We start from the raw sequence: 23113 nt of genomic DNA on the forward strand, positions 1-23113 counted from the left end.
TACCACTGAAGATTTTACTTGATCTCGAAGTGGTCTGAAACCCTGCTGTGACAAGGGTGACAGCGAGAGGGGAGGGAAAAGTATGAAGAATGTGAATCTTTGTGACACTCTTTCTTTTCAACTGAAATTATTGAGCAGCATCAAAGAAATTGACCACTATCCTTTTACAAAATTAGTGATTGAAAAAGATTTAACAGAAATGGAATATGACGAGACGATGCATTTGCTGCAGACGCTCTCTGATCTTTATAAGGAAGAGAAGGAGGAGGGGCTGCTGGATCACTCTTCGTTACTCTTTCATTACGCGGGGATGGTCTGTTGGAAGCTTCCCATTACAGATTCTCTCGAAGCCCTTCATAAAGAAGGGTATTATAAAGACCTGACAGAACTGCTTCTGTCCTATACATAAAAAACCCCTTTCCAATGAAACATCGGAAAGGGGTTTTCAGCATATAAGTCCGGGTTTATAAGGGATAAGCACCAGGGCATTAAGAAGAACGTGACTTCTGCGATTTTTGTTTGTACTTTTCCAAATCCGTCGGCTCGTTGACTAAAGCCTCTTCTTCAATATTTTCAAGAGAACGCTCCAGAATCTCCATATATTCATCGCCGTAAATCTCTTTAATCAAGGCGGATAGATCAAGGAACTCAGGAAGTTTCCCGAACATTTCGGTCATCGGCATCACGCCTTTGAGCACCGAATTGTCGTCCGGCTCGTACTCATTGAGCGTGGATTCCAAAAGGTCGTTTCCTTCAGGAGTCAGTTCCACATAGGTATTCCTTTTGTCATTCTCACGTTTAGAGAATTGGAGGAGTCCGCGTTCTTCCATTTTCTTTGAAAAGTTGAAGGCAGTCGAGACGTGCATCACACCATATTTGGATATTTCAGAAATGCTGGCCCCTTTGAGGTGGTAGGCAATCCATAGAATATGATGCTCATTGATGTTCAACTGAAAAGGTTTGATCCAGTTCTGCCAGTCCTTCTCGATGGCTTTCCAAAGCGCTTTGGACAGTTGTGCCATTTTATGACTATAATAAATGGCTTCTCGCTTTGTGATCTTTTCCTTCACCAATTTCACCTTCTTTAGGTATATTCTTAATTCTATTGTGCCAGACATGGCGGCAATAGGAAAGTTAGAATGTGCTATTCCAATATTCTATTCCCTCTTTATAATAATATAAAACATTCTGTATTTGACAAGGTGTAAATAACAGAAAAATGATAAAAAAATACCAGTAAACGTATGTTTACTGGTGAGAAGCTCAAAATGGGTCCGGATGAAGGCTCTGGAGCGCCTTGGAAAGGCAGGTATGAAAATGGACCATTTCCCTCATGCGTTCCTGAAGAAACGCGGTTTCATCCATTTCTTTTTGTTTCACACAGCGCTGCATGTTTTCCTGCACCTGCTCTTCTACAGCCGCTAATTCATTCTCCTGTTCATTCACAGCTGTCTGCCATTTTTGTATGTAGGAAGTCATAAAGGTTTTGTAGAGGTTGGTGGTGGGTGTATATAAATCCTTCCGAACCCCTTTTTTCCACACACGTTCAACCAGTCCTTGATCGGATAAATTCCGGATTCCAGTACTCATGGCCGTCTTGCTTTTTCCCAGCGCGCTGCTCATCTCATCAAGCGTCATTGGTGACGGATGAAGGTAAAGGGTGACAAACAAGCGGGAGTCAGCCATGGATAAACCGAACATCTCCAGGGTTTTAGAAAATTCGTGTATGACTTTCATCTGGATGTCTTCCAGGTTGTGGTGATCGTTTCCTCCCATATGCTCCTCCTTTTTACGTTCTACGACTACATTACTATAAATGGTAATCCAAGAAAAATTACGGATCGACAAGCATTTTGTCGAAATTAAACGAAATATGAAGCAAATCACCCTTTAAATTACGTACAGTTTGAACTGTACGTAATTTTTGTACTTATTTTAAAGTAAAGTACGTTTGAACTTTTATTTGCAAATGGGTTACAGTGTATAAGGTAATGAGTTCAAAGTCACAGTTTGAAGATTTTTAGAAAATGAGGTGAAAACGTGCCGGTCATACAAGTAGAGAATTTATCAAAGATTTTTGGTAAAAACGCTAAAAAGGCGACGAAATACTTAGATGAAGGACAAACAAAAGAAGAAATTCTAGAAAAAACCGGAAATACGGTAGGTGTCAACAGAGCCTCCTTTGACGTTGAAGAAGGAGAAATTTTTGTCATTATGGGATTGTCGGGGAGTGGGAAATCCACACTCGTGCGTTTGATCAACCGTCTCATCGAGCCGACGGAAGGCAGTGTGCTCATTGATGGAGAGGATTTAGCGAAGATGGACAGCCGTTCCCTTCGAGAGGTCAGACGTCAGAAGCTAAGCATGGTCTTCCAGAAATTTGGGTTATTCCCACATCGGACCGTACTTGAAAATACAGAGTTCGGCCTTGAAGTCCAAGGCATTGATAAATCGGAAAGAAAGAAAAAAGCCGAGGAATCTCTTGAACTCGTTGGTCTTGGCGGATACATACACCAGTTCCCGGGTCAGCTTTCCGGGGGAATGCAGCAGAGAGTCGGACTCGCCCGCGCTCTTGCCAATGATCCTGAAGTTCTTTTAATGGATGAAGCTTTTTCTGCTTTGGATCCATTGATTCGTAAGGAAATGCAGGATGAGCTTCTCGATCTGCAGGAAACGATGAAGAAGACGATCTTATTCATTACGCACGATCTCGATGAAGCTTTAAGGATCGGCGACCGTATCGCATTGATGAAGGATGGACGGATTGTTCAAATCGGCACACCGGAAGAAATCCTCGTGAATCCTGCCAACGAATATGTCGAGAAATTCGTAGAGGATGTGGACCGTTCGAAAGTGTTGACCGCTGAAAATATTATGAAACGGCCGGAGACCGTGGATGTGGAGAAGCACGGACCGAGAACCGCTCTGGAAAGAATGCGTAAAGAAGGCCTTTCTACGATTTACGTCACCGACAGCCGGCGGAACCTCCATGGCTATGTCACAGCGGATGATGTTTCAGAGGCAGCCAGGCAGGACGTGAAGGACTTGAAAGGGATTCTGCGTACAGATGTGCCGCAGATTCAGGGTTCCACGCCGATGCAGGAGATTTTCGACATCATCCATGATGCTCCTGTTCCAGTTGCCGTCATAGACGAAGGGAAGCTGAAGGGAATTATCGTACGCGGTGCTGTTATCGCCGCACTTGCAGGAAATGAGGTGAATCTACATGGAATCGATTCCTAAAATTCCAGTAGCCCAGTGGGTGTCGGATGCCACAGAGTTAACGACAGAAACGTTCGGATTTTTATTTGATTTTATAAAAAATGATTTTGGTGACTTTATCGAGATTGTAGCCGAAGACTGGCTGATGGGCATTCCTGTCTGGCTGTTTATCGCCATCGTCGGAGTGCTGGCCTTCTTTGTTTCCGGTAAGAAATTTGGTTTGACGGCTTTTTCTGTGATTGGTCTTTGGTTTATCCATAACCAGGAGCTGTGGGAAGAGTTAATGAATACCTTCACTCTTGTGGTGTTTGCCAGTTTGATCTGTGTTATTGCAGGTATTCCGCTGGGAATCTGGATGTCGAAAAACCGGACCGTGGAAAAGATTTTCACTCCTGTTCTGGACTTTATGCAGACGATGCCGGCTTTCGTATATTTAATACCGGCCGTAGCGTTCTTCAGTATCGGGATGGTCCCGGGTGTATTTGCATCCGTTATATTTGCGACACCGCCGACCGTCCGTTTCACAAACCTGGGAATCAGACAGGTGTCTCACGAACTGATTGAAGCCTCTGACTCCTTTGGTACAACCGGCGTTCAGAAGCTGTTCAAAGTACAGCTGCCGATGGCAAAGAAAACGATTATGGCTGGAATCAACCAGACGGTCATGCTTGCCCTCTCCATGGTGGTTATCGCTTCAATGATCGGAGCCAAAGGTCTTGGGCAGACGGTTATTACCGGATTGCAGCGGGCCGAAGTAGGAACAGGGTTTGTCGCAGGCCTTGGAATTGTCATATTGGCGATTATTATCGACCGTTTTACTCAAAACCTGAATACACAGCGTGGCGAGCAGTAAGGAGAAAAAAGACCATCGTCTTTTTCTAATACACACATTTTTTTAAAGGGGAGAGATTTACATGTGGAACTGGAAGCGTTTAGGTATGGCAGCAGGGGTGTCACTGACATTGATTGCTGCAGGATGTGGCTCATCAGAAGAAGAAGCGTCCGGAAGTGATTCTTCATCAGAAGAGGTCAGTTATGGGGAAGAAATGGATTATGAGATTACCGGAGTCGAAGCGGGTGCCGGTGTTGTCAGTAAAGCACAGACAGCTGTGGAAGAGTATGACAACCTTGAAGGATGGGAAGTGTCTACATCCTCCTCAGGGGCCATGGCAGCAGCACTTGGAGAAGCTTATGAGGACGAAGAGCCGATTGTTGTCACTGGCTGGACACCGCACTGGAAGTTTTCCAAATATGACCTTGAATACTTAGAAGATCCTAAGGGTGTCTTCGGTGAAGAAGAGCAGATTAAGACGATGGTTCGCGAAGGCTTGGAAGAAGACAAGCCGAACGCTTATCAAATCTTGGACCAGTTCAACTGGACAACGGAAGACATGGAATCGGTCATGCTGGATATCAATGAAGGCAGCAGTGAAGAAGAAGCCGCACAAAAATGGATCAAAGAAAATGAAGATCTTGTAGCGGAGTGGACAAAAGGGACGGAAGAAGTCGATGGAACCGAAGTGAAGCTGGTTTATGTGATGTGGGATTCTGAAATTGCCTCTACGCATGTCATTGGAGAAGTGCTGAAGCAGCAAGGATTTGACGTAACGTTGACGTCTCTGGATAACGGACCGATGTGGGAGTCTGTAGCCTCTGGAGAAGCTTCCGGAATGGTCGCAGCGTGGCTGCCGGTCACTCACGGAAGTCAGTATGAAAAACACGAGGACAGCATTGTGGACCTTGGTGCCAACTTGGAAGGGGCTAAAATCGGCCTTGTCGTTCCAGCCTATATGGATGTTGATTCTATTGAGGATCTGAAAGCGGCGGAATAACAGCTGAAACGCATCATTGAAAACCCGTGCAGGAATCGAGACATGTTGATCCCTGCACGGGTTTTTAGCAGGGTATACACCCTGTTTATTAACTTTAAAGCGTACAAAAGCCCCCGTTTGGATCAACGGGGGCTTTTCGGCTATTGATGGTTAATGGTCTCATGACTTGGCTGGGAAGGGTCGGTGTTTTGATCGGCCTTCGCTTTTTCCTCCAGCTCCTTCAGACTCTCTTCAATCTGCTCCAAATATTTCTGGATGTTTTTCTGGTGGGGTTCGACGGTGCGTTTCCAGCTTTCAATGGAGGATTTCACATCCTCGGAAAGCTCTTTAATTAATTCAGCACCTTCTTTGGACGTCTGAGTAATCTGGTCTCTGAGCTGCATGCCATCCTCTTTCAGGCTCAGCACGGTATTCTTCAGGTTTTCGCTTTTCAGTCTGGCATTTTCACGGAAATCCCTTCCGGATGATGGGGCATTAAAAAGTGTGCATGCGGCCCCGACGGCACCTCCTACTAAAATGCCCAGAGCTAACGATTTTCCATTTGGCATATCCGTCCATCTCCTTTCAGATCCATCTCCATGGTTCTATTTTCTCTTAATATGTAAGAATAAAACCTTAAAATGATAAAAAAGCGTCTGTCGTTTTAAGTATAACAAAGGCACTACAGAAAAGTAGTGCCTTTGTTGACTGACAAGGTTACGAAGCCTGCCGGACCGGACCTCCCATGGAAGACCGCTTGAGGATCTTCATGGCAATAGGGTACACAACGGCGACGAACAAGATGTTGAAGACCGCAGCCGGGAGAACGACTGTGGCGAACATGACGCCGAAACTCGCTTCCATCAGGCCGATGATATATAGGACAACGCCAAGGAAAATGGATCCGCTGATCATTGTTCCAATGCCGGCAAGAATCGGCTGCGTCAGTTTATGGTTAGAGATTTTTTTCGTCAGCAGTACAAGTCCAAAGAAAGCGAAAGCTGTCAATGGTTTGTCAATCAAGTTGGCAAGCTGGCCGCCGGGCACTGTCGTTGTCAAAGCAGCGATAAAACCGGTAGCTAAGGACAAAAGCAGTACATAAGGGGCTTTCGGGAACATCAGTATGCCCAGGAACATCATGGCCAGCATCATGTCCGGACGCATCCCGAAGAAAAACGGTGGAGCCACCGCGTGAAGCACAGCACCAATACCAACAAGCAGGGACAACATAACTAATACTCGAATATTCATTTAACATCTCTCCTCAACTATTCTAATCTCTTCTAAATGACATTCCAGACGTGTCCTTCTGACCGCCTGCGAACGCATACCTGTATTATACAAAAATCAGCTCCGAAAATCAAAAATGATACATAGTGTTAATGAGGAATCCGGCTGCTGATCTCACCGGCAACCGCCTGAAGCTGCTCCGGGGAGTACTCATCGGAATGGACTTCCCACTTTGCTCCGAAACCATCATTATCCCCATACCTAGGAATCAGATGAATATGTAGATGGAAAACAGACTGTCCTGCTGGTTCTTCGTTGTTGTTCAGCACATTCAAGCCGACCGGTTCATACGTTTCCTTAATGGCATTGGCGATTTTAGGAATTCTCGAGAAAAGAGCGGCCGCTGTGTCAGGGTGGGTGTTGTAAATATCCTTGCAGTGCGCCTTGGGGATGACGAGCGTGTGCCCCTTCGTCACCTGACTGATATCGAGGAAAGCATACACTTTTTCATCTTCATACACTTTAGCGGAAGGGATGTCTCCGTCAATAATCTTACAAAAGATACACGAGTCTGCCATGTTTGACACTCCTTTCATTATTGAATGTATTGTACCATAAGAAGCGGCAGACGCCCATTAGTAGAAAGCGCGGGCGGCGTGTGTGCAGATGGAAAATATGATAAAATTCACTCAAATGGACCAATGAAAAGAGGGATAGCATGCAGTCTTTGTTACATATTGAAAACCTCCACGGAGGCTATACGCATAAAAACGTCCTGCACGGCATCAGTCTTGATGTGAAACCGAAAGAAATCGTCGGATTGATCGGATTGAACGGAGCGGGGAAAAGTACGACGATCAAGCATATTATCGGATTGATGCAGGCGAAGAAGGGGACGGTGTCTATTAACGGAACCCGTTTTGATGAGGATCCCGAGAAGTACCGGCAGCAGCTGGGATATATTCCTGAAATGCCGATCCTCTATGATGAGCTTACCCTTTATGAGCATCTTCATCTGACGGCTATGGCTTACAACATCCCTGAAGATGTTTTTAAGAAGCGTCTTGATCCACTATTGAAGGAATTCCGTCTGGAGAAAAAACTGAAATGGTTCCCTGTCCATTTCTCGAAGGGGATGCGTCAGAAGGTGATGATCATGTGCGCCTTCCTCATAGAACCGGAACTTTATATCGTGGATGAACCTTTTGTCGGTCTTGATCCGCTTGGGATCCAGTCCTACCTGCAGATGATGGTGGATATGAAGGAGAACGGGGCGGGCATTCTTATGTCCACCCATATTCTGGCGACAGCTGAGAAGTACTGTGACCGTTTTGTCATTCTCCACGACGGAGAGATCCGTGCGCAGGGGACACTGGCGGAGCTCCGACAATCCTTCGGCCGCCCCCATGCTTCCCTGGACGATATATATGTCGAGCTTACAAAGGAAGAGCAGCATGATTAAGGCGAAGGAGTTCTGGTCTGCGCGTTTTTCCGGACACATCAAGGAAACGAGCCGCTACTTGAAATACATGTTCAACGGGCATATTGCAGTGGCCATGCTGTTTTTCATTTCAGCTTCGGCTTATTATTATCAGCAGTGGCTTCAGAATCTTCCGGAGAACTTCCCTACCGCTTTCGTCATCGCTGTCGCTTTTGGTTTTCTCGCCGGCTACAGTCCGGTGCGGACACTGCTGAAAGAGCCGGACCTTGTCTTTCTCCTTCCGGCTGAGTATCAGCTGAATGATTACTTCAAGCGGTGTCTCTACTATAGTTACATCGTCCAGCTTTATTTAATCTTTCTTGTGTCGGCTGCGCTCGGCCCGTTATATTTGGCGTCTTATCCATCTCTGGGTGGCCGTTATTATTTCATGATGATCGGTGTCGTCCTTGTTGTGAAGGTGTGGAACATGCTTTCCAACTGGTGGATGCTCAAGGAAAGGAATGGCCGGATCCGCCGGGTGGATCAGGTGGCCAAGGCGTTCCTGAACGGCTTCATCTTTTTCTTTCTTGCCCGCGGAGATTGGGTGTTTGCCGGTGTCGTAACCGTTCTTCTTGCCGCCCTCGTCCTGTACACGTATACATTGGCGAGTCAAAAAGCCGGACTCGCCTGGGACCTGCTCGTAGAAAAGGACCAGCAGCGGATGCGTGCCTTTTACCGGATCGCCAATATGTTCACGGATGTGCCGCATTTGAAAAACACCGTGAAGAAAAGGCACGGGCTTGTCCGGCTGCTCGTGCAGAGGATCCCCTTCCGTCAGGACCACTCCTTTACTTATTTGTTCCGGATTACATTCGTCCGGAGCAGTGATTATTTAGGCATGTACCTCCGGCTGATTCTTATTGGCGGGCTGGCGGTTTGGTTTGTCCCGAACGTCTGGGTGAAAGGGGCATTTGCTCTGCTGTTTCTCTATTTGAGCGGGTTTCAGATGATGACCCTCTGGAATCACCACAGGACCATTATCTGGCTCGATCTCTATCCCGTTCATCAACAGTGGAAACAGAAGGCCGTCCTGCAATGGCTGAAAACGATCATGCTTTTCCAGACGGCTGTCTTCGGAATCCTGCTTGCTCTTCAATTCCAATGGGCGGGGATGATTGGTGTCTGGGTGCTCGGTGCTTTGTTCAGTTATGCGTTTGTACAAACGTATGTCAAACAACGATTAAACTAACAAGGAAGGCTGCATGGAGCAGCCTTCTTTTTAAAAGGAGGGTCTTCATTGAACTACGAACAAAAGGTGAAGAAAGAAGCCGTACGCTGGAGCCGGTCGCTCGATAAACGGTCTGCTCTTCTGCAGCGGACCTCGAAGCCGTTTCAGCAGCGGATCAACAGTACGATTCCCGACCGCATCCACCAGGTGATAACGGAAAGTGTCCGTTCCATGATGGAAGCCGCTTTAACCACCTCTGAATACGTCAGGCCTGTGACTGTCGAAGACCACTGGACGTGGGAAGAGCGGGAGGTGAAGATTAAGGAACTGCTGAAGCAGTACAAAAGAACCGCTTCACTGGAAGGAGCCGGGACGGGGTTCGGCGGCATATGGCTGGGCCTTGCCGACTTTCCTCTGCTGTTAAGTATCAAGATGAAGTTTTTATTCGATGCGGCCCAGGTGTGTGGAATGAACATCCATTCGTATGAGGACAGAGTCTATTTACTGCACGTCTTTATGCTGGCTTATTCCAGCGATGACGTGAGGAAACAGACGAAGGAAAAAGTGATGAATTGGAAGGACGTTCTGCTTGAGGAGAAGAATGTGGATTGGAAAACGCTTCAGATGGAGTACAGAGATACGCTTGATATAGTAAAGCTGCTCCAAATCGTCCCCGGCATCGGTGCCGTCGTCGGCTTTGTGGCCAATGGACGTTTATTGGAGCAGCTTGGTGAAACAGCTGTACAGTCCTTTCGTCTACGTTTTCTTTAGGACTGGTGTTTTTCCTGATAGCTCATATAAGCCTGAAACAGCGTCTTTGCAGCGTGAGGCAGGGCAGACTCATCAAAGTCGAATTTCGGATGATGATGCGGGTAGTAATGATCAGGGATTTGAGCTCCCGTAAAGTAGTACGCACCCGGTTTCTCCAATAAGTAATAGGCGAAGTCCTCTCCGGCCATCACGGGCTCCACTTCTTCGGTAACGAGGGAAGCATCCGCCTTAGAAGCGTTCTCCAGGATGAGTTCAGCCTCATCGATATGGTTGATGACCGGTGGGTAGCCCTTTTCATAAAGAAAATCATAGTCGGCGTCATATCCCTGGCACGTACCTTTTATGATTTTTTCCATTTCGCCGATAATCAGATCCTGAACATCAGCATCAAACGTCCGGACTGTCCCCGTCAGCTTAGCTGAATCAGCAATCACGTTAAAGGTGCCGCCCGCTTCCAAAGTTCCGACCGTAACGACCGCCGTTTTCAGAGGGTCAATCCGGCGGCTGACCACCTGCTGCAGCGTAGTCACGAGCTGGGAAGCGATGACAATGGCATCTTTCGTCTGGTGCGGCTGAGCGCCGTGTCCACCTTTTCCTTTGATCGTAATTTCAAAACGGTCCGCTCCAGCCATAAACGGCCCTTTAGACGTCTGGATGACTCCGGTCGGTGCATTTACCCATAAGTGCGTTCCGAAGACGGCATCCGCTTCTTCGATGGCTCCCGCCTCGACCATTGGCTTGGCACCTCCGGGAGCATATTCCTCCGCATGCTGATGAAGGAACAGCACGGTTCCCGGAAGTTCGCTTTGATAAGGGGCGAGAGCTTCGGCCAGGCCTAGCAAAGCTGCCGTATGGCCGTCATGTCCACAGGCATGCATCGCCCCGTCATGCTTGGAGCGGTAGGAAACATCATTCTCCTCCTGGATCGGCAGGGCATCAAAATCTGCACGAAGGGCAACCGTTCGGCCGGGTTTTCCGCCTTTAAGCGTGGCGACGACACCGTTGCCGCCGACGTGGCTTTCATAAGGAATGCCCAGTCTTTCATATGTATCTGCTATAAATTGCGCCGTTTTCTCCTCGTGGAAAGAAACCTCCGGATATTGGTGAAGATACCGGCGTGTTTCCACCATCTTGTCGGATTGACGGTCGATGGCTTGAAAAACATTCTCCCTCATGTCGCATTCTCCTTTATGTTGTGGTTGTACAAATTGTAATACAGCTTCTGAATATTCTCAAATTTATCCCGGACGCATGCTTTTCTTAAAAGCTCTGTTAAAGTCTTTTGTTGATATTTTAAACGATTACTAAATCGTTTCCATCTGGAATCAGGGGTCCGGTCCGCTATTTACTCAGAGCATGGGATGGCAGGGAAAGGGAGTCATTCCCAAGGCCGCCTCCTACAAATCCCATGACAAAAAGGGATGATAGGAGCTCACATGTTAAATAACAACACCAAGCAATAACAGTGCCTTCTTAAAAGAGAAAGACTGCAGTGAAGAGGGACTGTTGTCCGGCGATCATAAAAAACCCGTACGATGGTTGTTCATCGTACGGGTTTGTGCCGTGGATAGAAGTTTAATCCTGCAGCCGGGAATCCTGAAGAAGGCGGCTGATCTCTTCCATGTGGTGGGTTTCATCTGAAATCATATCATCAAGCTTGACGGAAAGCTCGGTCAGGCTCAGTTCCTCCGCCTGCTGTTTTCTTTCTTCGTAGCGCTGGATCGTCTGTCTCTCCGCTTCACGTGCTTCCTCGAGCATTGGACGAACTTCTCTCAGCTGTTTCACTTCTGCCGGTGTTGTTGTCGGTGTGCCTCCAAGTGTACTGATTTTTTCAGCTAAATATAAGGCATGCCCTTGTTCATCGGCGACTTCCTCTTCGAAGAACGGCTTCAAAACGGAACGGTAAAGTCCTGTTACGACCGCCGCATTATAGGTGTACATAATGGAAGCGGCATACTCATGCGCGAGGTCTTCATTCAAGCCATCAATGAGGGCTTTCATTTTTTCATCCATGCAACAACATCCTTTCTTATTTCAGTCTCACCCATTACTTTTCCCTCCCGCTATCCATTTAAACGTGAAATTCCGTCTCAAGTCGGAAGGGGTGCCCCTCTGCAGCGGGGTTTCACCTCTCCATGGAACAGATAAAATGAATACAGGCACAGGAAAGGTTTTTATACTGTTTTTGTCGAATTATTTACGTAAGAGAAGGGTGATAGGATGAGTACAACTGTTGGGAGAGGGATAGCGGCCATTCTTTTAATTGGGGCCGGAGTCATTCTTTTGTTAACGAATATGAACATCATTTCCCTGGAAATGAATCTATCCTGGGGTATGATTTATCCGTTTATCATTCTGCTGTTTGGGTTGAGAATGTGGAGCGGTGCTCTTTTTAAAAAAGCGGGAAGCTGGGTGACCGGGTCATTTTTGTCCGTTTTTGCGGTCCTGTTGATTCTGGACCGTTTCGGAGTGATGACTTTCCGTTTCTGGGATATCTGGCAGCTCTGGCCGCTGTTGTTCGTGTATATCGGGTTTGGGATCATGAAGGGAAGAAGCGGAGGCAGCGATGCCCGCTATTTTGATAAACCGCTGCCTGCATCCAGGACGATGGCGGTCGGGGATCTATCTTTTACAGAAGAAAACTGGAAGGTAGAGCCGATGAACGTCTGGAGCGCGGTTAGTGATTACAAGTTCGATTTTACGAAAGCTTTTATTCCAGATGAGGATATTCCGATCCGTGTGGCCGGCTGGGCCGGTGATGTGCGCATGTTTGTACCAAAGCAGGTGCCTTTTCGGGTGGACGCAAAAGTGAAAGCCGGAGATATCAAGGTGGCCGGCCAGAAGGCGGACGGAATCAACCGCTTCATTCAATATGAAACACGGGATTACCAAGAAGCCCGCCGGAAACTGACCATCCAGATTGAATTAACGGCCGGTTCCATTAAAGTGGTTCAGGTGTAAGGGGGGAAAGCGGTGCTGAAAAAACTAAACAGTGTACGTTATATGTTCATCCGCTCTCATCTTTACGGCCTTTTTCTAAATACATTGATCCTGCTTGCTGTCCTGCTGTCCGTTGACGTTTGGTTCGATCCAGCGTGGCTGGAAGCGGGAGCGGTTCTGCTGTTTATCGTGGTATATGTCTTCATCGGTTTTTTGACGGCGCTGTATGCCGGGTTTCGTTCGAGCGGGGATATGAAACAGCGTCTCGACTATATTTCAACAATGATTACACAGCTGGCGAGAGGGAAGCTGTCGTCCAGGATTTACTTCCAGGAGGATGATGAAATTGCCGGGCTCGGGGATGAATTGAATACCCTCGGTCAAAAGCTGCAGCAGCAGAAGGACGCCCTTTTAAAGCTGGCTGACGAAAAAGGGGAGCTCGCCCGTTCCGCCCATAAAGCGGCAGCGATTGAAGAGAGACAGCGTCTGGCCCGGGATCTCCATGATGCCGTCAGTCAGCAGTTGTTTGCCCTGACGATGATGGCACAGGCGGCTGAGAAGATCTTTGAGCGTGATCCTGTCCGTGCGAGAGAGCAGGTGGGGGAGATGACTCAGATGGCGCTTCAGGCTCAGACGGAAATGAGAGCGCTGCTGCTTCATCTCCGGCCGGTGCATTTATCCGGAGAATCTTTGACCGAAGGCGTGGGTGCTTTAATCGAAGAATTGAAGCAGAAGTGCCGGATTGATTTTCAAGTGGATATGGAGGATGTGGAAGGTCTAACGAAAACGATGGAGGATCAGCTTTTCCGTATTGTTCAGGAAGCCTTATCCAACGTTCTGCGGCACGCAGGGGCGGATGAAGTGAAAGTCATCTGTACGAGCGATGAAGAAGAAGTTTTTTTACATATCTCCGACAATGGAGCAGGCTTTCGTGTAGAAGAAAAAAGGGGAAACAAAGCTTCCTATGGTTTGAAAACGATGCAGGAGCGTTGTGAGGAAATCGGCGGCATTTTTTCTCTGCGTTCGAGCAAAGGAGAGGGGACGCATATCGATCTGCGTGTTCCTGTCCGTTTTACAATGGAGGGGGAAACAGGATGATCCGTGTGGTAGTCGTTGATGATCATGATGTTGTACGTAAAGGCGTCATTGCTTATTTAAGTACGGAAGAGGACCTTGATATTGTAGGGGAGGCATCCAGCGGCAGAGCAGGAGTGGCCGTCGTGCAGCAGCAGAAGCCGGATGTTGTCCTCATGGACTTGATTATGGAGGACGGAACCGGTATTGAAGCTACGGAAGAAATTATGAAAACCGAAGCGTGCCGGATTATCATTCTGACAAGCTATTACGATGATGAAAAGGTCTTTCCCGCCCTTGAAGCCGGGGCATTCAGCTACATGTTGAAAACCTCGTCGGCTGATGAAATCGCAGACGCGATCCGGAAGGCTTTTGCGGGAGAAAACGTCATTGAACCAAAAGTCGCCACGAAAATGATGACCCGGTTTCGGAAAGATAAATCCTTGCATGAGGATTTAACGAATCGGGAGCTTGAAGTTCTTAAGTGTATCGGAGAAGGGATGACCAACCAGGAAATCAGTGATGTTCTTTACATCGGCATAAAAACGGTGAAAACCCACGTCAGTCATGTGCTGAGCAAGCTTGAGGTGCAGGATCGGACACAAGCGGCTGTTTATGCCCATCGTAATGGGCTTGTGCAGGCGTAAGGGGAGTGTTTTATAAATGGATAAATCCTTTGTTTTCAATAAATACACGAGTATAATGACAGGTAGGAGAGAGAAAGGAAGACTTGTATGAAGAAGGATCATGAAAGCCGGCTGTTTGTCATCTGGGCTGTATCTCTGACTGCCATGGCCGGAAGCTTGTTTTTTTCAGAAGTGCTCGGCTTTCCGCCGTGTGAGTTGTGCTGGTATCAGCGTATTCTCATGTACCCGCTCGTGCTCATCTATGGCACAGCCCTTGTGAAAAAGAATATGGCGGTTACGCTGCCGGGGCTGTTTATGAGCGGTATCGGTGTGTGTGTATCTGCCTGGCACTACAGCCTCCAGAAAATCCCGGCCTTATCCGCCGGGGATTCGTGCGGTCTTGTGCCGTGCAGTGGCCAGTATATCAATCTATTCGGTTTCATCACCATTCCGTTTTTAGCGGGAACCGCATTTATCATCATTTTTATCATTCACGTGCTTGTAGTGAAAAAGGAAGGAAGTCATCGTTCATGAAAAAAGGCATGATTATTTTCGCCAGTGTGCTGGCTGTTCTCGTTGTGGTCCTGATCTTTGTCGTCAATTACCAGAACAATCAAAAGACAGCCGGTAACCCTTATGGGAAGGAAGAGCTGGACCAGGCTACAATCAATCAGCTGGACGATCCGAATTACCAGAATCAGATTCTGCCGGATGAGCTGGAGGAGGAAATCGAATCGGGAGATCCGGTTACCGTGTATTTTTACAGTCCGACCTGCCCGCATTGTCAACGGACAACTCCTGTGCTTGTGCCGATGGTAGAGGATCTGGATATCGACATGAAAAAAATGAACTTATTAGAGTTTGATGTGTGGACAGCGTACAGCATTGAATCAACGCCGACACTCGTCCATTATGAAAATGGCGAAGAGCAGGCGAGACTTGTCGGAGAGCAGCCGGAAACGGTGTTCGAGGAATTTTTCCGGAATGAAGTACTCAATGGGGCAGAGGAAGAATAAAAAAGTGAGCGGCATGTGCCGCTCACTTTTGCTATGCTAGTCTTCAAGCTGGATCATACGGTATTGTGTAATATAGGCGTCTCCGTCTATAAAGGAAGGTTTCTTCGCGTGTTTCGGTCCGGACTTTTTGTGGGCATCATCAAAGGATTTGGAATTCTTCCAGTCTTCGAAGTCCTGCTGGTTCCGCCACTGGGTGAAGACAACATACGTATTTCCTTTCAGCGGGCGGAGGATACGGATGGCCTGGAAGCCTTCCTGGTTTTCTACGCTTCCCGCTCTCTGCTTGAAACGATCCTCAAACACCGGACGTCCCTCTTCACTGACAGGGATGTTGTTCATAACCACATACCCTTCCGACTGGACGTCCCCGACACGGTCGACCGTCTCATAATCCCGGCCCTCAGAGAAAATCGAAGGACCGTCTCCTTCATAATAAGCGAGGGTTTTATCCTGATCCTGCATGTAGAAGATGGAGGCGTCAGGGTGCTGCTCCCGCAGTTTAGCTAAGTAATCCAGTGTACCACTTGTCATTGAAACTTTCATAGGCGATGTCTCCTTTCCTTCGGTACGTTCAGTGTATCAATAGGGGTTGAAGGGTGGCAAGCTGGAAGGTGACAGACAGAAAGGGTCGAATTGCAGTGAAATTAAAAAAACAATGGGACAAGCTTCCTTCCTGGGTGAAGAAATGGAAGTGGCCGCTTCTCGGTCTTGGCGTGCTTGTCTTTTTCTTATTTGCAGGCTTTATGACGATCTATTTCGGCGGGCGTTTCGTCGTCAATGAGAAGGATTTAATCCTTGATGAAATGACGACAGTGGAAACGGCCGATGGTGAAGTGATTGAGCGTATCTATACGAAGAATCGGCAGGTCGTCAGTATCGACCAGGTTCCTGATCATGTGCAGGAAGCCTTTACTGCCGTGGAGGACAGCCGTTTCCGTGAGCACTCCGGCGTAGACTTTAAAGGTATTCTACGTGCGGTATATAAGGATATCATCGCCATGAAAAAGGTGGAGGGAGCCAGTACCATCACGCAGCAGCTGGCGAAAAATGTGTTTTTGACCAATGAAAAGACGTGGATGCGTAAGACGAAGGAAGTGATGGCCGCCCTTTATTTGGAGCGGAACTTCACGAAGGACGAAATCTTGGAACTTTATTTGAACCGGATTTATTTCGGGGAGGGAACGTACGGCATTGAAGCCGCTTCCCAGCACTATTTCCAGACCTCAGTCTCAGATCTCAGCATCGCTCAAGGAGCGCTTTTGGCAGGGCTGCCGAAAGCACCGAATACCTACTCTCCTTTTGAAAACCCTGAAGCAGCTGAAGAACGCAGGAACGTTGTGCTGGCACGGATGTATGACGTAGGAAGCATAGATGCCGCTGTACTGAAACAGATGCAGGGAACGACATTGGCTGTGGAAAGAGAAGAAGATACGGAGGAGGAGACGTGGTCCAATAGTTACGTCGACCTCGTTATTCAGGAAGCGGCTGAGAAGTATCATATCTCACGGGATGAACTGAAGCGCGGCGGTTATCAGATCATCGTGGAGATGGATCCGGTCATTCAGAAAATAGCTGCCGAAGAAATGAAAAACGGCGAATATATTCCCGGGACAGCAGGTCCTGTGGAAGGGGCGCTGACGATTACCGATCACCGGACGGGAGCCGTTGCTGCCGCTGTTGGCGGACGGGATTATGTGCACGGGGACTTCAACCGGGTTCTTTCAAAACAGCCGCCGGCTTCAACGATCAAACCGTTCGCGGTCTACGGCCCGGCCCTCATGATGGATGAATATGACCCGTATTCCCTGCTGTCGGATGAACGGCAGGCCTTTGGTGAGTTTAATCCAAGAAACTACAACGATGAGTACGAAGGTCAGGTGTCGCTCTACGAAGCTCTTGTAGAATCGAAGAACGTGTCAGCGGTATGGCTGCTCGATCAAATCGGCATCCCTTATGCGAAAACGTATTTAGATAAACTGGGTCTTTCTACAAAGGACGATGGGCTTGCGATTGCTTTAGGCGGGCTTTCTGAAGGCTATACACCCCTGCAGATGGCAGAGGCATACGGGGCCGTTGCCCAGTCAGGAGTGAAGAAAGACAGTTATACCATTAAGCAGATGGCAGACCGGGAGGGAAAGGTTATCCATGAGCATACGCCGGAAGAAGTGCAGGTGTTTGACGCTCAAACCTCCTGGTATTTGACGGAAATTCTGCAGACAGTCGTGGAGGATGGTACCGCAAGTTCCGGCGACTATCCGAAAGCCCTGGCTGGGAAAACCGGTACGCAGCAGGATACAGATGTCTGGTTTGCCGGCTATACCCCGGAATATGCCGGAGCCGTCTGGATGGGGTATGACTCCAATGAAGAAGGCAGCCGTCTGGAAGGCAGCAGTGCCTATCCGGCCCGCATGATGAAACGCATTTTAACGAAAGTGGACCAGCAGCAGGAGCTTGCGACAGCGTTTGAACAGCCGGAAGGAGTGGAAAGTCTTCCTGATCCTGTCTCCCTGCCGGTGATTACAGATGCGGAGGCTAACCTCAACCTGGGCGGACTGGCTACGCTGCGCGGGACGATTACGTGGAGCATACCGGAGGATGAACGGATTATTTACCGTATTTTCAGGGAAGAAGAGGGAGAGGATGTTAAAGTCGGGGAAGTGACCGGCAAAGGGGAGTTCCGCATCAGTGCGTTCAGTGTTTTTGATGAGACCCGCTACTACATTGTCCCCGCCGACCCGCTTACAGGTAAAGAAGGACAGCCGTCCAACTCTGTCCGCCTGAACTGGGACTTTTAAAATCGTACAAAATCGTGACAAACCACTTATACAGCGACATGGTTTTCCGATAAATGTTATAGTTGAAAACGGGTCGTTGATGAACGTTAAAAAGGAGTCTTATTCATGAAGAAAATTGAGAATGACACAATATTGAGAGCTTTCCGCGGTGAAGAAACCGACCATACACCCGTATGGTTTATGCGCCAGGCCGGACGGTCACAGCCTGAATACCGCAAACTAAAAGAGAAATACTCATTGTTTGAGATCACTCATGAACCGGAACTGTGTGCCTACGTCACACGTCTGCCTGTCGAGCAGTACGGCGTGGACGCTGCCATTCTTTATAAGGATATCATGTCCCCTCTTCCGGCGATTGGTGTGGATGTCGAGATCAAAAAAGGGGTCGGTCCCGTCATCCATAATCCAGTCCGCTCGAAAGACGACATCTTGAAGCTTGGAACCATTGATCCGGAGGCGGATGTTCCTTATGTTCTGGATACCATCCGTCTGCTTACGAAAGAGCAGCTGACAGTACCATTGATCGGCTTCAGTGGAGCGCCGTTCACACTGGCAAGCTATATGATTGAAGGCGGTCCTTCCAAGAACTACAGCAAAACAAAATCACTGATGTACAGTGAGCCGATGACATGGTTTGCTCTCATGGATAAGCTTGCTGATATGGTCATTGCGTATGTAAAAGCGCAGGTGGCAGCCGGAGCCGAAGCCATCCAGATTTTCGATTCGTGGGTAGGTTCCCTGAACGTCGAAGACTACCGGACATTTATCAAGCCGGTGATGCAGCGGATCTTCTCTGAATTGAAGGAAGAAAATGTCCCGTTGATTACTTTCGGCGTCGGAGCAGGTCATTTGATCCACGAATGGGATGATCTTCCTGTCGATGTCATTGGTCTGGACTGGAGAATGTCGATTACAGAAGCTAGAAACGCAGGGGTGACGAAACCGCTGCAGGGGAACCTGGATCCGACGATTCTCTTATCCGACTGGGACGTTATTGAAGAGCGGGCCAAGCGGATCATTGATGAGGGCAGAAATCATCCGTCCCACATCTTTAATCTTGGACATGGTGTCACACCGGATATCAAACCGGAAACATTGAAGCGTTTGACCAATTTAATCCATACGTACTCAAAAAAGAACTAAGAGGTGAAGCTGCATGGCACAGAAGAAAATGGGACTATTAGTAATGGCTTATGGAACTCCTTATAAGGAAGAAGATTTGGAGCGTTATTACACACACATCCGCCGGGGAAGAAAGCCGTCGGATGAGCTTCTTCAGGATCTGCGTGACCGTTATGATGCCATTGGAGGCATATCGCCTCTGGCCCGCATTACGGATGATCAGGCCGAAGCCGTACAGAACGCGTTGAATGAAAAACAGGAGGATGTTGAATTCCATATGTATCTTGGCTTAAAACATATTGAGCCGTTCGTGGAAGATGCGGTGGCTCAGATGGCCGAAGATGGCATTGACGAAGCGGTTTCCATTGTTCTTGCTCCCCACTATTCCACGTACAGCGTAAAATCTTACAACGGACGTGCGAAAGAGGAAGCAGACAAACACGGCATCACTATCCGTTCTGTGGAAAGCTGGTACGACGCCCCGGGCTTTATCGATTACTGGAAGCAGGCTTTGGAAGCGGAATACAGCAAAATGGATGAAGCAGAAAAAGAAAACAGCTGCCTGATCGTATCGGCGCACAGTCTGCCGATGAAGATTTTGGAAGGCGGCGATCCATATCCGGATCAGCTGAAGAAAACGGCGGATTTGATTGCAGAAGCCGCCGGCATCACCAATTATGAAATCGGCTGGCAGAGTGAAGGGAATACACCGGATCCATGGATCGGTCCGGACGTGCAGGACCTTACCCGTGATCTTTATCATGAAAAAGGATACACCACTTTCGTGTATGCGCCGGTCGGTTTCGTTTCCGATCACTTGGAAGTTCTTTACGACAACGATTACGAGTGTAAGGTTGTCTGTGATGAAATCGGAGCAGGCTATTACCGTCCTGAAATGCCGAATACGCATCCGCAGTTTATCGACACTCTAGCTGATGTCGTGCTGGATAAAGCGAAAGAGCAGTAAGACGATGGGGGAACGAAAACAAGTCGTAGTTATAGGCGGGGGGATCACAGGATTAACATCCGCCTATTACCTTCAGAAAAAAGCAGACGAAAAAGACATCCCTCTCGATGTATCATTATTAGAAGCCGGCCATCGTCTGGGCGGTAAAATTGAAACCGTGAAAAAGGACGGGTTCACGATTGAACGCGGTCCTGATTCTTTTCTGGAACGAAAGGAAAGCGCCGGGCGCCTGGCCCGTGAAGTCGGACTGAGGGAGGAGCTTGTACCCAATGGGACAGGTCAATCCTACATCTTAGTGAATGGGCGGCTTCACAAGATGCCGGCGGGATCCTATATGGGGATTCCTACGCGGATCCGTCCATTTCTTTTTTCCGGATTGTTCACACCTGCAGGAAAAATCAGAGCGTCGATGGATCTTGTGAAGTCCAAAAAGACGGTGGAGGGAGATCAGTCGCTTGGACTTTTCTTCCGGCGCCGGCTGGGGAATCAAGTGGTCGAAAACCTGATTGAGCCGCTTTTGTCCGGCATTTATGCCGGCGACATCGATCAGCTGAGCCTGAAGGCGACCTTCCCGCAGTTTTATGAGATGGAGCAGGAGTATGGCAGCCTGATTAAAGGACTGCGTCGGACCACTAACATCCCAAAGCGTAAAAAAGGCGAAAAGAAACCGAGCATGTTCCGTACCCTGAAACACGGGCTCAGCTCCCTGGTGGATGCGGTCGAAGAGCAGCTGCATCCAGGAACGGTACAAACGGGAGTCCAAGTGAATCATATCGAGAAACAGGACGATGGCTATCAACTGCTGCTCAGTAATGGAACAGTGAAGGAAGCGGATGCTGTCATTATGGCTGTTCCCCATTTCGCGGTTCAGCGCATGCTGTCCCACTTTGATTTTCTTGAGCCGTTTAAGAATACCAATGCCACATCGGTGGCCAACGTCGCCATGGCTTTTGATGCGTCAGCCATTAAGAAGGATATTGACGGCACAGGCTTTGTCGTGTCGAGAAACAGCGATTTCCGCATCACCGCCTGCACGTGGACACATAAAAAATGGCCGCACTCGACACCAGAGGGAAAAGTGCTTCTCCGGTGTTATGTCGGTAAGCCGTCGGATCAGGAAATCGTCGAAAAGACGGATGAAGAAATCCAGGACATCGTTTTGAAGGATTTGAATAAAACGATGAACATTACGGAAAAACCGGATTTTTCTGTTGTGACGCGCTGGCATGATGCAATGCCTCAGTATAAGGTGGGGCATAAGGAAAAGCTGCAGCATATTACAGCAGCTATGGAAAAAGAGCTGCCCGGCATTTATCTGGCTGGCGGCTCCTACCGCGGCATCGGTCTTCCTGACTGTATTGACCAGGGAGAAGCGGCCGTAGAGAAGGTTCTCACACATCTTTTTGTATAATGGCACGAGAAGAGCTCCCCGGATCAACGGGGGGCTTTTTTTATATGCAGCCTTCCTTATAGAAGCCTGCAACCTTATGAAAGGGCTTGCATGAAACGACAAGGCTTAGTATGATAATAATTGGAAACGTTTTCAAATAGCATCAAGGGGGAAATGAATATGGCTACGATTGAAGATGTAGCGAAATTGGCTGGATTATCAAGGACGACGGTGTCCCGCGTCATTAATGATCAGCCATACGTGACTGAAGAAAAGCGGCAGCGAATAGTCCAGGCCATGAAGGACCTCGGGTATGTCCCCAATTCATCTGCGCGCCGCCTGCGCAGCCAGAAAACAGAAACCATAGCAGTCCTGCTGCCCAGGGTTACCAATCCATTCTTCGGAAACTTAATTGAAGCGATGGAGCAGAAAGCATCCGAATGGGGATACCAGGTGATCGTCTGCCAGACCCACCATTCCAGAAAAAAAGAAATCGACTATCTTCAGCTGCTGAAAACAAAGCAGGTGGATGGTGTGATTATGGCTTCCCTCATCAATGATTGGAAGGATGTCGAGCCTTATCTGGAGTCCGGTCCGATTGTGTTCTGCAATGAATACATGGAGGATGCTTCGATTCCAATGATTCATATGGATCATAAAACAGCCGCCTACGAAGCTGCTGTTCATTTGCTGGAGCAGGGGTGTAAACATATTGCGTACGCCAGCGGAGGGCCGGAAAGTCATCTGGGAGCTATGCGGAAGCAGGGATTCCTTGAGGCGTTGGAGGAATATGGACGACCTTTCCTCGACGAGCTTAATATTGACTGGGCGATTGATGTCAGTGACGGACAGAAGGTCTTTCATTTGATTCGCAGCGAATTCCCTTATATTGACGGGGTATTTACTGGATCGGATGAAGTAGCAGCCGGTTTAATCTATGAAGCTTCTTCCTCAGACTGGAAGGTGCCGGAGGACCTCGCCGTGGTAGGGTTTGATAATCAGATGGTGTCGCTCCTGATGGTGCCTTCTGTCACAACCATCCAGCAGCCGGTCATACAAATGGCGGATAAAACGGTGGAAGTACTCATACAGCAGCTGCTTCATCCGGGAGCCATTGCACCGAAGCGGTATGTCTATCCCCATCAGCTTCTATTAAGAAATTCAACGAAACGCAGAGAAGCAGCCATTCAGTAGTTTTCTACGAATGGCTTTTTTTTATGGCATCCATAAAAAAAAGCAGCTGATGCCAGCTGCTTCAAATGAAAGGTTCACTCTATGGATTTTTGTGGAATACTGGAATTAACGGGCAGGGTGGTCGCAGTCGTCGCAAACATTACCATAACAGTCGGCTTTTTCCTGAATGACATTTCCACATTGAGCACAGTGCTTTTTCGGCAGGTTACGGAAAAACTCAAGAACATTCATCATGGTAAATCGCCTCCAAGTATTTTTAATGTAAAACCATTGTATTATAACAATATTCAGAAATCAACCATCTGTT

General features: G+C 48.2%; 26 protein-coding genes. 17 read left to right on the top strand and 9 right to left on the bottom strand.

The features are described from left to right. The first annotated feature begins 82 nt into the window (after window positions 1–82). Window positions 83–409 carry a DUF1878 family protein gene (locus ACXAGL_RS12900; protein WP_035532700.1) on the top strand — a complete coding sequence of 109 codons (327 nt, stop codon included), beginning with the start codon at window positions 83–85 and terminating at the stop codon, window positions 407–409. Between the two features lie 79 nt (window positions 410–488). On the opposite strand, the gene ACXAGL_RS12905 is transcribed toward ACXAGL_RS12900, so the two are convergent. Then, window positions 489–1022, bottom strand: coding sequence for an HTH-type transcriptional regulator Hpr (locus tag ACXAGL_RS12905; protein ID WP_474970361.1), 534 nt, complete (start codon window positions 1020–1022; stop codon window positions 489–491). 241 nt (window positions 1023–1263) lie between these two features. Beyond that, complete coding sequence (locus tag ACXAGL_RS12910) at window positions 1264–1776, bottom strand: GbsR/MarR family transcriptional regulator (RefSeq protein ID WP_474967795.1); 513 nt, start codon at window positions 1774–1776, stop codon at window positions 1264–1266. Window positions 1777–2040: 264 nt separating this feature from the next. Here ACXAGL_RS12910 and ACXAGL_RS12915 point away from each other — a divergent pair, with 264 nt between their 5' ends. The 3 genes from ACXAGL_RS12915 (at window position 2041) to ACXAGL_RS12925 (ending at window position 5054) form a co-directional block, all read left to right on the top strand. Continuing rightward, window positions 2041–3243 (top strand): quaternary amine ABC transporter ATP-binding protein, encoded by a 1203-nt coding sequence (locus ACXAGL_RS12915; RefSeq protein WP_474967796.1) that lies wholly within the window; start codon window positions 2041–2043, stop codon window positions 3241–3243. Next, the gene (locus tag ACXAGL_RS12920) at window positions 3227–4075 is read left to right on the top strand and encodes an ABC transporter permease (RefSeq protein ID WP_027956537.1); all 849 of its coding nucleotides are present in this window, start codon (window positions 3227–3229) and stop codon (window positions 4073–4075) included. The genes ACXAGL_RS12915 and ACXAGL_RS12920 overlap by 17 nt, the downstream gene beginning before the upstream one ends. 61 nt (window positions 4076–4136) lie before the next feature. Further along, window positions 4137–5054, top strand: a complete 918-nt coding sequence (locus tag ACXAGL_RS12925; protein ID WP_474967797.1) for a glycine betaine ABC transporter substrate-binding protein — start codon at window positions 4137–4139, stop codon at window positions 5052–5054. A gap of 140 nt (window positions 5055–5194) precedes the next feature. Here the strand turns inward: ACXAGL_RS12925 and ACXAGL_RS12930 are convergent, their stop codons facing one another. From ACXAGL_RS12930 to ACXAGL_RS12940, 3 genes are all read right to left on the bottom strand, one after another. Beyond that, window positions 5195–5602: a YtxH domain-containing protein gene (locus tag ACXAGL_RS12930; protein ID WP_474967798.1), complete on the bottom strand. Its 408-nt coding sequence runs from the start codon at window positions 5600–5602 to the stop codon at window positions 5195–5197. Window positions 5603–5750: 148 nt separating this feature from the next. Next, complete coding sequence (locus ACXAGL_RS12935) at window positions 5751–6284, bottom strand: tryptophan transporter (RefSeq protein ID WP_474991326.1); 534 nt, start codon at window positions 6282–6284, stop codon at window positions 5751–5753. A 128-nt stretch (window positions 6285–6412) separates the two neighbouring features. Continuing rightward, window positions 6413–6841, bottom strand: a complete 429-nt coding sequence (locus tag ACXAGL_RS12940) for an HIT family protein (protein WP_474967800.1) — start codon at window positions 6839–6841, stop codon at window positions 6413–6415. A 140-nt stretch (window positions 6842–6981) separates the two neighbouring features. Between ACXAGL_RS12940 and ACXAGL_RS12945 the strand changes: the two genes are divergently transcribed. Genes ACXAGL_RS12945 through ACXAGL_RS12955 form a run of 3 tightly spaced genes read left to right on the top strand, consistent with a single transcriptional unit; the run spans window position 6982 to window position 9682 of the window. Then, on the top strand, window positions 6982–7725 hold the full coding sequence (locus ACXAGL_RS12945) for an ABC transporter ATP-binding protein (RefSeq protein WP_474967801.1): 744 nt from the start codon (window positions 6982–6984) through the stop codon (window positions 7723–7725). Further along, window positions 7718–8932, top strand: a complete 1215-nt coding sequence (locus tag ACXAGL_RS12950) for an ABC transporter permease (protein WP_474967802.1) — start codon at window positions 7718–7720, stop codon at window positions 8930–8932. The genes ACXAGL_RS12945 and ACXAGL_RS12950 overlap by 8 nt, the downstream gene beginning before the upstream one ends. A 48-nt stretch (window positions 8933–8980) precedes the next feature. Then, window positions 8981–9682 carry an EcsC family protein gene (locus tag ACXAGL_RS12955; RefSeq protein ID WP_474991327.1) on the top strand — a complete coding sequence of 234 codons (702 nt, stop codon included), beginning with the start codon at window positions 8981–8983 and terminating at the stop codon, window positions 9680–9682. Here the strand turns inward: ACXAGL_RS12955 and ACXAGL_RS12960 are convergent. Together ACXAGL_RS12960 and ACXAGL_RS12965 are read right to left on the bottom strand one after the other, a co-directional pair. Further along, on the bottom strand, window positions 9679–10857 hold the full coding sequence (locus ACXAGL_RS12960) for an amidohydrolase (RefSeq protein ID WP_474991328.1): 1179 nt from the start codon (window positions 10855–10857) through the stop codon (window positions 9679–9681). The genes ACXAGL_RS12955 and ACXAGL_RS12960 overlap by 4 nt on opposite strands. A gap of 400 nt (window positions 10858–11257) precedes the next feature. Further along, window positions 11258–11695 (bottom strand): ferritin-like domain-containing protein, encoded by a 438-nt coding sequence (locus ACXAGL_RS12965; RefSeq protein WP_474967805.1) that lies wholly within the window; start codon window positions 11693–11695, stop codon window positions 11258–11260. Window positions 11696–11902: 207 nt separating this feature from the next. On the opposite strand from ACXAGL_RS12965, the gene liaF reads away from it, so the two are divergent. The 5 genes from liaF (at window position 11903) to ACXAGL_RS12990 (ending at window position 15338) form a co-directional block, all read left to right on the top strand. Next, window positions 11903–12643, top strand: a complete 741-nt coding sequence (gene liaF / locus ACXAGL_RS12970) for a cell wall-active antibiotics response protein LiaF (RefSeq protein ID WP_474991329.1) — start codon at window positions 11903–11905, stop codon at window positions 12641–12643. A 12-nt stretch (window positions 12644–12655) separates the two neighbouring features. Next, complete coding sequence (locus ACXAGL_RS12975) at window positions 12656–13720, top strand: sensor histidine kinase (protein ID WP_474991330.1); 1065 nt, start codon at window positions 12656–12658, stop codon at window positions 13718–13720. Then, window positions 13717–14343 carry a response regulator gene (locus ACXAGL_RS12980; RefSeq protein ID WP_474967808.1) on the top strand — a complete coding sequence of 209 codons (627 nt, stop codon included), beginning with the start codon at window positions 13717–13719 and terminating at the stop codon, window positions 14341–14343. Before ACXAGL_RS12975 ends, ACXAGL_RS12980 begins: the two co-directional genes overlap by 4 nt. A gap of 87 nt (window positions 14344–14430) precedes the next feature. After that, window positions 14431–14856, top strand: coding sequence for a disulfide oxidoreductase (locus ACXAGL_RS12985; protein ID WP_474991331.1), 426 nt, complete (start codon window positions 14431–14433; stop codon window positions 14854–14856). Further along, window positions 14853–15338: a thioredoxin family protein gene (locus tag ACXAGL_RS12990; RefSeq protein WP_474991332.1), complete on the top strand. Its 486-nt coding sequence runs from the start codon at window positions 14853–14855 to the stop codon at window positions 15336–15338. The genes ACXAGL_RS12985 and ACXAGL_RS12990 overlap by 4 nt, the downstream gene beginning before the upstream one ends. A 36-nt stretch (window positions 15339–15374) precedes the next feature. Here ACXAGL_RS12990 and ACXAGL_RS12995 read toward each other — a convergent pair whose 3' ends face one another. Further along, window positions 15375–15881 carry an antibiotic biosynthesis monooxygenase family protein gene (locus ACXAGL_RS12995; RefSeq protein WP_474967811.1) on the bottom strand — a complete coding sequence of 169 codons (507 nt, stop codon included), beginning with the start codon at window positions 15879–15881 and terminating at the stop codon, window positions 15375–15377. Between the two features lie 53 nt (window positions 15882–15934). Between ACXAGL_RS12995 and ACXAGL_RS13000 the strand changes: the two genes are divergently transcribed. The 5 genes from ACXAGL_RS13000 to ACXAGL_RS13020 all read left to right on the top strand — a co-directional run bounded on the left by ACXAGL_RS13000 (window position 15935) and on the right by ACXAGL_RS13020 (window position 22806). Then, window positions 15935–18133 (top strand): transglycosylase domain-containing protein, encoded by a 2199-nt coding sequence (locus tag ACXAGL_RS13000; RefSeq protein ID WP_474991333.1) that lies wholly within the window; start codon window positions 15935–15937, stop codon window positions 18131–18133. A gap of 105 nt (window positions 18134–18238) precedes the next feature. Further along, window positions 18239–19276 carry a uroporphyrinogen decarboxylase gene (gene hemE, locus ACXAGL_RS13005; protein WP_474967813.1) on the top strand — a complete coding sequence of 346 codons (1038 nt, stop codon included), beginning with the start codon at window positions 18239–18241 and terminating at the stop codon, window positions 19274–19276. A 13-nt stretch (window positions 19277–19289) separates the two neighbouring features. Next, window positions 19290–20222 carry a ferrochelatase gene (gene hemH, locus ACXAGL_RS13010; protein ID WP_474967814.1) on the top strand — a complete coding sequence of 311 codons (933 nt, stop codon included), beginning with the start codon at window positions 19290–19292 and terminating at the stop codon, window positions 20220–20222. 4 nt (window positions 20223–20226) lie between these two features. Further along, window positions 20227–21633 carry a protoporphyrinogen oxidase gene (gene hemY / locus ACXAGL_RS13015; protein ID WP_474991334.1) on the top strand — a complete coding sequence of 469 codons (1407 nt, stop codon included), beginning with the start codon at window positions 20227–20229 and terminating at the stop codon, window positions 21631–21633. A 159-nt stretch (window positions 21634–21792) separates the two neighbouring features. Then, window positions 21793–22806: a LacI family DNA-binding transcriptional regulator gene (locus ACXAGL_RS13020; RefSeq protein WP_474967816.1), complete on the top strand. Its 1014-nt coding sequence runs from the start codon at window positions 21793–21795 to the stop codon at window positions 22804–22806. Window positions 22807–22911: 105 nt separating this feature from the next. Here the strand turns inward: ACXAGL_RS13020 and yhfH are convergent, their stop codons facing one another. Then, window positions 22912–23040, bottom strand: a complete 129-nt coding sequence (gene yhfH, locus ACXAGL_RS13025; protein ID WP_084163219.1) for a protein YhfH — start codon at window positions 23038–23040, stop codon at window positions 22912–22914. Between the last annotated feature and the right edge of the window lie 73 nt (window positions 23041–23113).

Source organism: Halobacillus sp. ABA4_118 (assembly GCF_056160205.1).

Excerpts from the sequence above, each read along its gene's own strand:
- ACXAGL_RS12900 (WP_035532700.1), top strand. The coding sequence starts at position 83 with ATGAAGAATGTGAATCTTTGTGACACTCTTTCTTTTCAACTGAAATTA.
- ACXAGL_RS12905 (WP_474970361.1), bottom strand. The coding sequence starts at position 1,022 with ATGGCACAACTGTCCAAAGCGCTTTGGAAAGCCATCGAGAAGGACTGG.
- ACXAGL_RS12910 (WP_474967795.1), bottom strand. The coding sequence starts at position 1,776 with ATGGGAGGAAACGATCACCACAACCTGGAAGACATCCAGATGAAAGTC.
- ACXAGL_RS12920 (WP_027956537.1), top strand. The coding sequence starts at position 3,227 with ATGGAATCGATTCCTAAAATTCCAGTAGCCCAGTGGGTGTCGGATGCC.
- ACXAGL_RS12925 (WP_474967797.1), top strand. The coding sequence starts at position 4,137 with ATGTGGAACTGGAAGCGTTTAGGTATGGCAGCAGGGGTGTCACTGACA.
- ACXAGL_RS12930 (WP_474967798.1), bottom strand. The coding sequence starts at position 5,602 with ATGCCAAATGGAAAATCGTTAGCTCTGGGCATTTTAGTAGGAGGTGCC.
- ACXAGL_RS12935 (WP_474991326.1), bottom strand. The coding sequence starts at position 6,284 with ATGAATATTCGAGTATTAGTTATGTTGTCCCTGCTTGTTGGTATTGGT.
- ACXAGL_RS12940 (WP_474967800.1), bottom strand. The coding sequence starts at position 6,841 with ATGGCAGACTCGTGTATCTTTTGTAAGATTATTGACGGAGACATCCCT.
- ACXAGL_RS12945 (WP_474967801.1), top strand. The coding sequence starts at position 6,982 with ATGCAGTCTTTGTTACATATTGAAAACCTCCACGGAGGCTATACGCAT.
- ACXAGL_RS12950 (WP_474967802.1), top strand. The coding sequence starts at position 7,718 with ATGATTAAGGCGAAGGAGTTCTGGTCTGCGCGTTTTTCCGGACACATC.
- ACXAGL_RS12960 (WP_474991328.1), bottom strand. The coding sequence starts at position 10,857 with ATGAGGGAGAATGTTTTTCAAGCCATCGACCGTCAATCCGACAAGATG.
- ACXAGL_RS12965 (WP_474967805.1), bottom strand. The coding sequence starts at position 11,695 with ATGGATGAAAAAATGAAAGCCCTCATTGATGGCTTGAATGAAGACCTC.
- liaF (WP_474991329.1), top strand. The coding sequence starts at position 11,903 with ATGAGTACAACTGTTGGGAGAGGGATAGCGGCCATTCTTTTAATTGGG.
- ACXAGL_RS12980 (WP_474967808.1), top strand. The coding sequence starts at position 13,717 with ATGATCCGTGTGGTAGTCGTTGATGATCATGATGTTGTACGTAAAGGC.
- ACXAGL_RS12985 (WP_474991331.1), top strand. The coding sequence starts at position 14,431 with ATGAAGAAGGATCATGAAAGCCGGCTGTTTGTCATCTGGGCTGTATCT.
- ACXAGL_RS12990 (WP_474991332.1), top strand. The coding sequence starts at position 14,853 with ATGAAAAAAGGCATGATTATTTTCGCCAGTGTGCTGGCTGTTCTCGTT.
- ACXAGL_RS12995 (WP_474967811.1), bottom strand. The coding sequence starts at position 15,881 with ATGAAAGTTTCAATGACAAGTGGTACACTGGATTACTTAGCTAAACTG.
- hemE (WP_474967813.1), top strand. The coding sequence starts at position 18,239 with ATGAAGAAAATTGAGAATGACACAATATTGAGAGCTTTCCGCGGTGAA.
- hemH (WP_474967814.1), top strand. The coding sequence starts at position 19,290 with ATGGCACAGAAGAAAATGGGACTATTAGTAATGGCTTATGGAACTCCT.
- hemY (WP_474991334.1), top strand. The coding sequence starts at position 20,227 with ATGGGGGAACGAAAACAAGTCGTAGTTATAGGCGGGGGGATCACAGGA.
- ACXAGL_RS13020 (WP_474967816.1), top strand. The coding sequence starts at position 21,793 with ATGGCTACGATTGAAGATGTAGCGAAATTGGCTGGATTATCAAGGACG.
- yhfH (WP_084163219.1), bottom strand. The coding sequence starts at position 23,040 with ATGATGAATGTTCTTGAGTTTTTCCGTAACCTGCCGAAAAAGCACTGT.